This is a genomic window from Legionella qingyii, from assembly GCF_003184185.1.
Genome location: NZ_QHJG01000016.1, coordinates 17,657 through 30,204 on the forward strand (window position 1 = coordinate 17,657; position 12,548 = coordinate 30,204).

The window sequence follows — 12,548 nt, forward strand, 5'->3', positions numbered from 1 at the left end:
CCCTAAAATGGGCTGCACATTTTAATTCAGCTGAGGAGTGTTAAAGGTTTAACTTTAATTTACCAAATAAATTATTTGAGATAGATAAGAGTTCTAAATTATGTATAAAGATTATAAGATGATTTTTCTTTTTACAATAAGAAGTGGTCTTTTAAAGTGAATCATATTTGTGCAAAGTCTTCTATAAAAAGAGTAACAGTTGCCTGGCAACTTTCGAAGCCATAGACGCAAAAAATTTGATTTTATGCCAGGATGCACAACAAATTTTTGCGTCTCAAATGAGGGCTTTTTTAGCAGAGTTTATTGTATTGAACAAATTTCTTCGGTTTTTGGTACTGACTCTTGTTCTTGTTGTTTAATTTCTGTTTGAACCTTCTTAGGCTCTGCTTGTAAGGTCTGTTTTAGCGCGGTTAATAGCGTTACAAGATGGCTTTTTCTTGCTAACTTTAACTCGTCAGGTGGCATCTTGCTGGTTGCATTATCTGCAGTTAAGTTATTACAGACTATAAAAGTATCTCCCATTTTTTGAATTTGGATTCCAGGAGTTTTTGGCCCACTATTTATAGCCAGGGTGTTTTCATTGACTTTATACATTCCATAGTCAGGATTAAGCGGAATGTTTTCTCTCAGGGGAAGTTCGGAAAACCAATTCTTAAAAGAATCATAAGTGGTTAGGACGACGTGTGTACCGGTGCTTTGCGAAAAGGCTATATCATCTTCTTCATATGAAAAAAGGCGAATCGTATCATAAAAAGCATGCGCTATGTGCAATTCCTCCTTCATTTTCGTAGCTGAGTCATGAAAAGAAAGTTGCGGTTCAAGAAAATTTGCCAAAGTATCGAGATAGTCTTGAGGTAGTTTTCCAAAAAAACTATCACGAGACGTTCTGCTTACTTGAGCAAGATGAGGAGCCAGTTTTTTTATTTCTGGTTGAAATAAAAATCCATTTTTTTTAAGCTCATCTAAAAACTCCAAAAACTTGGGATGATTTGAGGCTTCTACTTTTGACTTGTCCCATTCATAACCATAAGCTACTCTCAGCTCAAAAGAATATTTATTAACAAGATCTGTAAATTGTTCATTTACTTTAATGGATAAGTAATCGGGAAAAATGTTCTCAAAATTTTCAATAAGTAAGTTTGCATAAAAATTATGTTGATAGCCATGTCGTCCTGAATTATTTTCTTCAAGATATTTGACATATTTTTCTTTCCAAGCAGAATAACGGGTATTAATTTCTAAATTGCTTTGCATGGTATTCTCCTGCGAATAAACATTAGAGCTGTGCGCCAGACTGGAGTTGGTGCGGTGTATGCTAGAGAATATCATTTGTTTTATTAAGGTATGATTAAGCAAACAGAGTAAAAGTTGCAATATACCTACCAACCTATGCAGGAATAGAGTATTGAATTCAGGGCAAGCATCTATTTTTTCCGAAACCCAGCCTGTTTATCTAGCGATTGATAGAACGAATTGGTACTGGGGAAAATCAAAAATCAATATTTTTATGCTATCAGTCAGAAGAAGCAATGCAATCGAAAATCAACAGTTTCAAATTTATTTCAAAAATCAACTTTTAATGTATTTAATAATATGATTAGATGCTGTAGCAGAAATAATTGCTTGAGCTGTTAACTATCGTTCCGCTTTTTGAGGTAAATGCTGTGTCTTATGATGTGTATTCTTTTGATTTTGATGGATGTACAGCCAATTATCTTTTTTTATCAAGTAAAGTCAAAGATATTATTGTCGCCAATAAAATCCTCTTCGATAATATTAAGTCCACAAGTAATCAAAAAATTATTTACATAGGCTCTAATCGTCAAGCTCCACGAGATGATCTTGCTAACTCTTTAGCAGATGAGAGAGGTTCTTGTTATCCAGCATTAGAACAGATTGCTGTGGCGTTAGGAGGAGTTCTTGATAATTTTCTACTAGGTGATATCTATAACAATCTGCCTGACGGAACTTGTTTTAATCAGACATTAAAATATCTGGCTAAAAATAATAAAGATTACAAAGAACTCAGTCCTAAGAAATTTAAATCTCTTTATAACTGGGTTCATGATGAAAGTAAGCTGACCGTCCTTTATGCTCAAATGCATAAAGTATCTTTAGAACATCCTGATGAACCGATTAATTTTAATTTTTTCGACGATAGAGAAGATATTTTAACTCAATTACACGCCTATTTTTTAAAACATCAAGATTTGATTCCAAGCAACGTCACCTTAAATTTGAAGCAGTATAGAGGCCCTATAGATAGAAATAGTCAAGAGATTGATCCGTTAGTGGTAGACTATCCCTCTATTGGCGGAATAAGGCCTGGGGCAGATAAACACTACAGGCAAACTGTCAAAACTATGGTGGCAGTGACGATAGAAAAAATGACTGAAAAAGGAATGGATATAAGCGCCACTGGAGCCTCAAAAGGGATTACCAGCTATACCGAAGCTAAAAAATATGGTTTTGACATATCTGCTATAAAATGCATTAACCATTACGAGCCCGGTATGATGCCGATGAATCCGCCAGATGTGCCATCTGCTAAAAAAGAAAAACTTTTTAGCGAGATGAGAAAACTATATGTATCTAAACATAGCAGTATTGAAAAACTTGATAAGCTAATTCTAGAAAAAAAACATTTCTCGGAACCAACGCCTTCAGGATTCAATTCGGCTACTTCCATAACTCCATCTCCTGAAGCAGAAAAATTTAAACTCCTTCGCGCAGAAAAACCTAAAAGTGAACGCCCAAAAGATGGAGGACTAATGGGAATTCATAAGAGTCTTCATGTACAAGGTATCACTACAGATTTTACAGATATGGAAGAGGTTGAAAATCATTCCTCTGATCTAAAACCGTCAGAATCCTCCCATAATCTCATCGCGACACTCTCTTCACCAGAAGAAAAATTTAAATTTTTTCCTGCAAAAAAGCCTGAAGGTGAACTCAAAAAAAAAGAAGAATTAATGGATACTCATAAAGGTCATATAAATTCAGAATATGTTGAACAAGAACCAACTCAAGGTTCGCCTAACAAGATTTTCTAACTGATCAGTTCAATTACAGTGGCTTTACAGTAAACAAGAGTGGATGATTATTTTTCTCAATTAACCTATTGGTTTTATTAGGGGTGCGACAAGCAACGGAATTAAAAGATACTCTAACGTTAAATTTAGTTCTCTATTAATCCATTAAATGCAAATTTAAATCAATAAAATGCTCTTTGAAAACACTTGCGAATAATAAGATGGAAAAATGAAAATATTAATTTTTAATAGGTTGTATGCTTATAGTATCTTTTAATTCCGTTGCTTGTCGCACCCTTATTACGACTGCTAGTTAACCTTACTGCTCCCAAGTGGAGCATGGTTACTAAATGTCACCTGCAAATGAATTACCAAAGGTCATTGAAAAATCACAAGATGAGATTAAGCAAATCATTGCATCGGTACACTCATCAAACTTTGATGTGGTCTAATTGATTTGATTATTGAAGGTCACGACAACTTTAAAAGTTGTTATAATCAATGACTAATTATGCGATCAGTTAATAAGAATTCACTTATTTTGGTTCATTCTTAAATTATATTGACTGTTAAATTAGCCATCCTGTTCTTAACAAGTAAATTCTATACAGAATTACCATCAGTTAGCGTGATTTGCACGTCTTATCCTATCTTACTAAAGAAAGGTAGACTCAGATCCGTGTTTTATTACAAAGAATTTTGGATATCGAAACACTTTTAACTTAGCTTGTGTACGCTGTCTTCATTTATTTAGTACAAGTAAATTACTGTGATAATTTAATTCATTATAAAAAATTACCTGTTTATTGTTTTTGAACGTTTACAGAGTAATTAAGTTGACGGTGCTTTCGAAATCTATTGACAAAGAGTATTTTGACTATCGTTAATAGGATTAATTAAAAGAAAATCTGACAAGTTTTTGATTAGTTGATTACATTGCTCAGAGATGATTTCAAATAATGTAAAAGCCAATCTGCCTATTCCGATTGGAGAGGTAAGAATTTTTGCACAAATAAGTACGGTAGCTGCAAAAATATTTTTTATAATGTTCGGATCAAAATCAACCGAAGTTGAAATTTTTTCCATTCCGAATGCGTAAAATGTTTTGCCGTAAAGCCCACTAGTAATTTTATTGATAATTTTCGAAAATTCATCAGTACTAAATTCGTAAATACCATCATTACAATCGAAATATTGATAGCGATCATCAGCAATTTTTTTAATTGCAAGTGCATGCCCCCCAATAAGACCAAAATATTTCAAGATAACCGTATCATTATCTTGAATAAGCATTTCCTGTATATCTTTTTGTATTTGTTCTTTTCTCCAATCCATATAAATATCAATGGTCCATGCACTTTTTTTATTTGGTATAAATTGGGACCATTGAGCATTATCAATATCCAAAGTTAGTGGAATTTCCCTTTTGCTTTTCTCAGCATCTTTAGGGAGCACTAATTTTCCTTTAGCCCAAAATAAGCTATAGCCATAACAATCACCTATCAAAGTTTGTGAAGATTGTTTTAAATTTAAGATTTTGTTCATACAACTCTCTTTGATTGGTTTATCTATAATCAATATGCGCTAATAATAACGCATAATGACTCTTAATTGAATATAGTGTTCAGAAACAATCATTAGGTTGAATTTATTTAAAATGAGTTTTCATAAAAAGCAATGATCTTTAGAGTTAATAAAATCAGACAAAGTGTATTAGGAGAGGGGGCTTACTCAGCAAATAGCATTTAAAAAGTCTGATTCCTGTGAATAGTAGACTTTAAGCAGGGAGTGACCTCGAAATAGAACAAATATATGAAAAACAGATTTATTGAGCCTCATAAGCAACAACGTTAGCCCTCCCATTTTGTAAATGAGCAAACCACACATTCGAGATCACTCACTGACGTTCGGGATGACGTATTATTCAGAATGCTCTAAACTAATTCCTTGATACTACTAACTGCTTCTAACGCTACACTAAATCATCCAGGCTACTACTAATTTCTAGCCATTCTTCTTCAGCCTGATTTAATGAAGAGTGAGCAGTGGTACGTTTTTGTAACAATTGATTGAGTGTATTTTGTTGTGTATTGTCTTCATAAAGACTGGCATTACCAAGTTGGTTATCCAACTTGGTAATTTCACTCTGATATTGTTCAATCAATTGCTCCAATTTTTTCAGACGATTTTGTAGGGTTTTCTTTTCTTTATAATCATTTGTAGAAGCAGTTATTGTATTTTCCTTAATTGAATCTTTAGTTTGCAGCCAAGAATAATAATCGTCTAAGTCACCTTCAAAAGGTTGAACTTTTTGTTGATAGACAAGATAGAAATTATCAACACTGGTTTTGAGCATATGACGATCATGGGAAATCAAAATTATTGCACCTTCATAGCTTTGCAATGCAAGCTCGATTGCAGAGCGCATCCCAAGATCCAAATGGTTTGTCGGCTCATCAAGCAGAAGTAGATTGGGTTTGAGCCAAACAAGTTTGGCTAAAGCCAAGCGTGCTTTTTCACCGCCGGAAAAATGAGTGATAGGTTGAACAGCCATATCACCAATAAAATTGAAGCCGCCTAAAAAATCACGAATGCTCTGCTCCCGTGCTTCTGGTGATAGAGCTTGGATTGTTTCTATTGGACTTAAATTACAATCAAGCTGTTCTAGTTGGTGTTGTGCATAATAGCCAATCTTTAAATGAGCTGAACGATGAATTGTGCCATTCAAAGGAGTTAAAGAACCGGTTAACGTCTTGATTAATGTAGATTTTCCTTCGCCATTTGGGCCAAGTAAAGCGATTCTGTCACCTGGATTGAGTGAAAGATTGATTCTCTTTAATATCGCTTTTTCCGATTGATATCCTGCGTCAACCATATTGCATTGTATCAATGGATTTCCTGCGCGAGGACATGGAAAGAATTCGAAAGAAAAAGGAGAATCTACTTGGGCTGCTGCGATAATTTCCATTCTTTCTATAGCTTTAAGACGGCCTTGAGCTTGTTTTGCCTTAGTTGCTTTTGCTCTAAAGCGATTTACAAATGACATCATATGATTGATTTTAGTTTGTTGTTTCTCATACATGGCTTGTTGTAATGCCAGTTGTTGTGCATGTGTTTTTTCAAAACAGCTGTAATTGTCGCTATAAAGCGATAGACTTTGTTTTTCAATATGTAAAATATGAGTAACAAAGGCATCAAGAAATTCTCGGTCATGGGAAATAAGAATAATGGTACTGGGGCTTTGTTTTAAAAAACGCTCTAGCCAAAAAATTGCTTCCATATCTAGATGGTTTGTAGGTTCATCCAGTAAAAGCAAATCAGCCGGTTTCATTAAGCAACGTGCAAGGCTTAAACGCATTCGCCAGCCTCCAGAGAAGCTATTTACTGCTGCCTGTTGCTGCGTACCACTAAAACCAAGCCCAGACATAATCGTTGCGGCTTGAGCGGGTTTACTGTAGCCACCACTATGGCTTAATTCTTCATGACAAGCTAATACTTCCGCATCGTTACCTGTTATTTCTGCCTCTCGTAAACGTTGGATCAATTTCATATAACCATCATCGCCACCTAAGACAAAATCTAATGCTTTTTCATCGCTGTCGGGTAATTGCTGAGATAAATGGCTGATACTAAGTTGGGGATTAATTAAAAACTCACCTGTATCGGGAGTCAATTTTCCTAATAAAAAGTCAAATAATGTGGATTTTCCACACCCATTATGACCAATAAGGCCTATTTTTTGTTTTTCATATAAAGTGACATTGACTTTGTCCAGTAAAACTTTATTGCCGCGACTTAGAGTAATTTGACGAAGAGTAAGCATGATAAATCTTTAGCCATAAATAGAGTTGGTTGCAGAAAAATTAAAAAAACGTAGCATGGGTGCCCAGACTACGATATTAACTCAATTCTAACATAAATCCATTTAACTTGGTTCGGGCTCTATAGTTTTTTTCCTGGCGGATTGATGACGTGCTTGTTTTTCAATGTCAATATAGCGATCTGTTGTTGCACTGGAGCTGTGACCGGCATCATCACGTACATGCTCGCGCGGGCGAATTTTAACATCTTCTGAAATTCCCGTATGCCTGAGCCAGTGGACAGTGGCAGCAGTCAAATTGTCTGCATCTTCTATATGACCTTTTATTCGAAGTTGCTCACCAGCTAAGTCAAAGCAGCGTTGAATAATTCGACGTATCGGTGCTGTATCACTCATGGGGCCATTGCCGCGAATTTTAGGAATAAGCGGGCTATTATCCGCTGGAGAAGGAAGAGGGGGTAGTCCCAGAAAACAACGCCATCGCATTAAGCTATCTAACATCGCATCACTCACTGCGATTTGTCGTTCTTTATTTCCTTTGCCCACAGTTGTAAACCACCAGTGGCCGTTGCTGTCTTTTGAGAAATCATTCATGCTGGGGATCCAGCGCTCACTTGCTGCTAGTTCAGAGATACGAAGATACATACCAAATAACATGCTGAGCATGAAACGAGTACGTTCATGTTTCATAGGTGATTCTTCAGCGAGAGATTCAGCTGCGTCCAAAACGGCACTCCATTGCACCAAACTAAGACGGCGTATGGGAGCATTATGTTGTCTCTTACGAATAAATTTGCTTTTTTGGCGAATAAGGGCAACAGGATTAGAAACTAGGTATTCCTCGGCAATTAAGAAATTAAATAATGTACTTAAAATAGCAAATATTTCCTGAATAGCGCCTTGAGATAAATTGAATTGCTCAATTTCAGGTTTATGGCCATTTTTAATTGCGGATTTACTTAGTGTCACTACGAAGGGTCTCCACTCTTCATTTGGAATGCGATGCCCGTCTTTTTCAATAAAACGAGGAACCTTTTTTAAGCTTATCCACGATTTGACTGGGTTTTGGCAAAAATGAATGTATTGCTCTATATCGTCACGTTTCAATTCATTTAAGGTCGCGTTTTTAATTAACCAGGACCATTGCAACAAACGTTCGGTTTCCCTGCGATAACTATTAAATGTTCCTTGGCTGCCAGTGTAGCTTTTTAAAAAATTCAACGCGTAATTAAAATCATTTTGGAAACGCCGATCAGGCAATACGACGTGTTCATGATTTTTATGGAGATAGTTTATATTGTCGAAGATAGGAAGAAGTTTAAATTTCATAAGTACATTGGAAGATTAATTATAATTATCAATGCTAGCTGAAAAGTGATGAAGATACGAGTAGGGTAAACTTAAGTGGTTGTATTCATGCCGGCCTACATGGCTGAAAAATAATCTAGATGTGCAAACAAAATAAATGTGTATTGTCAAAAAGTAAAATTAATTAAAAATAAATGATTTAAGATATTGACCTTTGTGAAAGCACCTAGTAATATCTGCGCTCTGTCCTTGGGACGGGTTATACGGGGTGTAGCGCAGTCTGGTAGCGCGCCTGCTTTGGGAGCAGGATGTCGGGGGTTCGAATCCCTCCACCCCGACCAAATTTGCGCCCGTAGCTCATCTGGATAGAGCATCGGCCTTCTAAGCCGAGGGTAGCAGGTTCGAATCCTGCCGGGCGTGCCAGCCCAGATTTTATTTATCATATAAGAATTTCTGGTAAAAAAATTTTATATGGTGAGCGTAGCTCAGTTGGTAGAGCCCCGGGTTGTGATCCCGGTTGTCGTGGGTTCGAGTCCCATCGTTCACCCCATTTGAGAAAGAAACAAATGGTTTATCGCTAAAGATTTTATCTGAGTCTTTACAAGACCGAATTACTGATTGATAATCCAACCTGATTTGCGAAAGTGGCGGAATTGGTAGACGCACTGGATTTAGGTTCCAGCGGGGCGACCCGTGAGAGTTCGAGTCTCTCCTTTCGCACCATTATCATTATAAATTCCAATGAGGTGAAGTTAATGCAAGTTTCTGTTGAGACCCTAGAAGGTTTGGAGCGTAAGGTAACAGTTTCTGTACCTGCGGAGAAAGTTGAGGAAGAAGTGAGCTTACGTCTCAAGAATCTTGCTCGTAAAGTTAAAGTTGATGGCTTTCGTCCTGGCAAAGTACCTATGCATTTTGTAGTCAGTCGTTATTCTCACAGTGTTCGTGAAGAAGTCGCTCGTGATATGGTGCAATCCACACTATTTGAAGCATTACAAAAAAATGAATTGGTTCCAGCTGGCTATCCATCTGTTGAGCCTGAGCAGCTTGAGAAAGGTAAAGACTTCAAATATTCTGCGATATTTGAAGTAATGCCTGTATTTGAGATCATTGAATTAAATCAAGCCGTAGTTGAATTAGCGCGTTCTGAAGTAACCGATAAAGATGTTGAAAGCATGTTGGAAAAGCTTCGTGAGCAAAATAAAGAATGGCATGATGTATCTCGGGCTGTCAAGAAAGGCGATAAAGTGCTTATTGATTTCGAAGGTTTTCTCGATGATAAACTTTTTGATGGTGGCAGTGCCAAAGGCCACGAATTAGTTATTGGTTCTGGTTCAATGATTCCTGGCTTTGAAGATGGAATTGTAGGTAATAAGAAAGAAAAACCATTTGATATCAAAGTAACGTTCCCCGAAGACTATGGTCATAAAGAATTAGCTGGTAAAGAGGCTGTATTCAAAATTACTATTCATAATGTAATGGAAGGAAAACTTCCTGAGCTCAATGATGAATTCGCAGAGAAATTTAATATCAAAGAAGGCGGCATAGATGCACTGAAAAAAGATATTAAAGAAAATATGGCTCGTGAATTAGAGCGTCGTGTTAGTATGATGAATAGGGAAAAATTGTTTGATAAATTAATGGAAGTTAATACTATTGAATTACCAAAGGCTTTAATTGACAAAGAAATCGAACATTTGAAACATGATATGTATCATCGTCTTTTTGGACATGAGCATCATGATAATGAACAGATTCCTGATTTTCCTCGTGAACTGTTTGTCGAGCAAGCAAAACGTCGAGTTCATCTTGGTTTACTCTTTTCAGAATATGTTAAGAAACACCAAATCGTAGCCGATAAAGATAAAGTTAATGCAGTGATTGAACGCTTTGCCAGTGCTTATGAAAATCCTGATGAGTTACGTGCTTGGTATCAAAGCAGTAAAGAGCATATGGCTGAGATCGAAGCACTTGTTATGGAAGAGATGGTTGCAGATAAAATTGCTGAGGATGCAAAAGTTAAATATAAGAATAAGGATTATGATTCAGTGATGAATCCTAAACCAGAAACCGAAGCAACTGAAGCGACTGAGAAAAAAGGAGAGTAATTATATGTCGGGCTATTCAGATAACATAATTCGCAATGCCAGTGGATTAGTCCCAATGGTTATTGAACAAACTTCACGTGGTGAGCGTTCATATGATATTTACTCAAGATTATTGAAAGAACGTATTATCTTTCTATTGGGTGAAGTTGAAGATCATATGGCTAATTTAGTGGTTGCTCAATTGTTGTTTCTTGAGTCTGAAAATCCTGAAAAAGATATTTCTCTCTACATTAATTCACCTGGAGGGGTAGTAACTGCTGGTTTAGCAATTTACGATACTATCCAGTTTATTAAACCTGATGTAAGTACTTTGTGTATAGGGCAAGCAGCAAGTGCTGCTGCCTTGTTACTTTGTGCTGGCGCTGATGGTAAGAGATTCTGTTTACCAAACTCACGAGTAATGATTCATCAACCTTTAGGTGGTTATCGAGGCCAGGCAACTGACATTGAAATTCACGCTCGTGAAACTTTAGCTGTAAGAGAACGATTAAATACCATTATGGCAAAGCACACTAAAAAGACTCCTGACCAAATTATGCGTGATACAGAGCGTGATAATTTTATGAGTGCGACACAAGCTGTTGAATATGGTTTGGTAGATCAAGTACTTTATGATCGTGAGTCAGTAACTAAAGCAGAGTAATTATTTACATTAAATTTAAATACTGAACTATAATGTGTCATGGCCCGGATGTAGCGAAGCGGAACCTGGGTTAGGGTTCAGATTTAGCGGGTTCCGCTTCGCTGCACCCAGGCTAGGAATGCGATTAGGGGTCCTTTTAGATTGATTCATTATTACTTCTTCGTATTTCGTTTTGTTTTTAAAAAATAGTTACAGTGAATAACAGTGGCATATCTTTTTCTGATTGACTAATATTTTACATATATTATCTATTTTTCCGATAATCGTTGTAAGAAGGGGTTTGGTTATGAGTAAATCCGGTAACGGAAGTGGCGATAAAGTTTTGTATTGTTCTTTTTGTGGAAAGAGCCAACATGAAGTAAAAAAATTGATTGCTGGTCCTTCTGTGTTTGTATGTGATGAATGTGTTGAATTATGCAACGATATTATTCGTGAAGAAACACATGAATCTCATGAAGAAGCAGAAGTACGCTTGCCATCACCTAAAGAAATTTCAAACTTCTTAGATGAGTACGTTATTGGGCAATCACATGCAAAAAAAGTCTTATCCGTAGCTGTATATAATCATTACAAGCGATTACAACATAAAAGTGAAGACGGGGTTGAACTTGGCAAAAGTAATATTTTACTTATCGGTCCAACTGGCAGTGGAAAAACACTTTTAGCGCAAACATTAGCTCGTATTTTGAATGTTCCGTTTGCAATGGCTGATGCAACTACACTTACTGAAGCAGGTTATGTAGGCGAAGACGTAGAGAATATTATCCAGAAGCTTCTACAAAAGTGTGATTATGATGTAGATAAAGCACAACATGGTATCGTGTACATTGATGAAATTGATAAGATATCACGCAAATCGGATAATCCTTCAATTACCCGTGATGTTTCTGGTGAGGGAGTTCAGCAAGCACTTTTAAAATTGATTGAAGGCACAATTGCTTCAGTCCCACCACAAGGTGGCCGTAAGCACCCACAACAAGAATTCTTACAAGTAGATACTTCTAATATTTTATTTATTTGCGGTGGTGCGTTTGCTGGATTGGAAAAGGTGATACGAGAACGTAGTGATAAGTCAGGTATTGGATTTTCTGCTCAGCTAAAAAACAAAAAGGAAAACAAAGATGAACTATCAAAGGTATTGAACCAATTGGAATCTGATGATTTGATTAAATATGGATTGATACCAGAGTTCGTTGGCCGATTGCCTGTAGTTGCCACGTTACAGGAGTTGGATGAGTCAGCTCTTATTGATATTTTAACTAATCCTAAGAATGCTTTAACTAAGCAATTCCAGTCTTTATTCAAAATGGAAGAAGTGGAACTTGAATTTAGAGAAGAAGCATTGAACGCTATTGCTAAAAAAGCCCTGGAAAGAAAAATGGGTGCACGAGGTTTACGTGCCATACTTGAAAATATTCTTTTAGACACCATGTATGAATTACCTTCTCTTGAAGGAGTAATTAAGGTTGTGGTTGATGAAAGTGCGGTGACTAGCTCATCTAAACCCATCCTTATTTATGAACAAGATGGGATGAAGAGTGCGGCAGGTGGCCAAGAGTAGGATTTTCCTCTATCTCTCTCCTATACTTAATAGGGGAGAGAAGTTCTTTAAAGAACTTTCTTAATTATAACGCTTTGAT

At 36.4% G+C, this 12,548-nt stretch carries 8 protein-coding genes and 4 tRNA genes; 8 read left to right on the forward strand and 4 right to left on the reverse strand.

The features are described from left to right. Positions 1–300: 300 nt before the first annotated feature. Positions 301–1,254: a hypothetical protein gene (locus tag DGG96_RS10730; protein WP_110142664.1), complete on the reverse strand. Its 954-nt coding sequence runs from the start codon at positions 1,252–1,254 to the stop codon at positions 301–303. A 365-nt stretch (positions 1,255–1,619) separates the two neighbouring features. Here DGG96_RS10730 and DGG96_RS10740 point away from each other — a divergent pair, with 365 nt between their 5' ends. Next, a complete protein-coding gene (locus DGG96_RS10740; protein ID WP_110142666.1) occupies positions 1,620–3,053 on the forward strand; it encodes a hypothetical protein in 1,434 nt (477 codons plus the stop codon). Positions 3,054–3,887: 834 nt separating this feature from the next. On the opposite strand, the gene DGG96_RS10745 is transcribed toward DGG96_RS10740, so the two are convergent. The 3 genes from DGG96_RS10745 to DGG96_RS10755 form a co-directional block, all read right to left on the reverse strand. After that, on the reverse strand, positions 3,888–4,577 hold the full coding sequence (locus DGG96_RS10745; RefSeq protein ID WP_110142667.1) for a hypothetical protein: 690 nt from the start codon (positions 4,575–4,577) through the stop codon (positions 3,888–3,890). A gap of 427 nt (positions 4,578–5,004) precedes the next feature. Beyond that, positions 5,005–6,855, reverse strand: a complete 1,851-nt coding sequence (locus tag DGG96_RS10750) for an ABC-F family ATP-binding cassette domain-containing protein (protein WP_110142668.1) — start codon at positions 6,853–6,855, stop codon at positions 5,005–5,007. Between the two features lie 102 nt (positions 6,856–6,957). Next, complete coding sequence (locus tag DGG96_RS10755; RefSeq protein ID WP_110142669.1) at positions 6,958–8,181, reverse strand: tyrosine-type recombinase/integrase; 1,224 nt, start codon at positions 8,179–8,181, stop codon at positions 6,958–6,960. Positions 8,182–8,424: 243 nt separating this feature from the next. On the opposite strand from DGG96_RS10755, the gene DGG96_RS10760 reads away from it, so the two are divergent. From DGG96_RS10760 to clpX, 7 genes are all read left to right on the forward strand, one after another. After that, positions 8,425–8,501: transfer RNA gene (locus DGG96_RS10760), tRNA-Pro, on the forward strand. A 5-nt stretch (positions 8,502–8,506) separates the two neighbouring features. Beyond that, a tRNA-Arg gene (locus DGG96_RS10765) sits at positions 8,507–8,583 on the forward strand. Between the two features lie 51 nt (positions 8,584–8,634). Further along, positions 8,635–8,710 (forward strand) — tRNA-His (locus DGG96_RS10770). 88 nt (positions 8,711–8,798) lie between these two features. Further along, positions 8,799–8,883 (forward strand) — tRNA-Leu (locus DGG96_RS10775). A gap of 32 nt (positions 8,884–8,915) precedes the next feature. After that, the gene (tig, locus tag DGG96_RS10780; protein WP_110142670.1) at positions 8,916–10,265 is read left to right on the forward strand and encodes a trigger factor; all 1,350 of its coding nucleotides are present in this window, start codon (positions 8,916–8,918) and stop codon (positions 10,263–10,265) included. A gap of 4 nt (positions 10,266–10,269) precedes the next feature. Continuing rightward, positions 10,270–10,908: an ATP-dependent Clp endopeptidase proteolytic subunit ClpP gene (clpP, locus tag DGG96_RS10785; protein ID WP_110142671.1), complete on the forward strand. Its 639-nt coding sequence runs from the start codon at positions 10,270–10,272 to the stop codon at positions 10,906–10,908. 286 nt (positions 10,909–11,194) lie between these two features. Beyond that, on the forward strand, positions 11,195–12,469 hold the full coding sequence (clpX, locus tag DGG96_RS10790) for an ATP-dependent Clp protease ATP-binding subunit ClpX (protein ID WP_110142672.1): 1,275 nt from the start codon (positions 11,195–11,197) through the stop codon (positions 12,467–12,469). Positions 12,470–12,548: the final 79 nt, after the last annotated feature.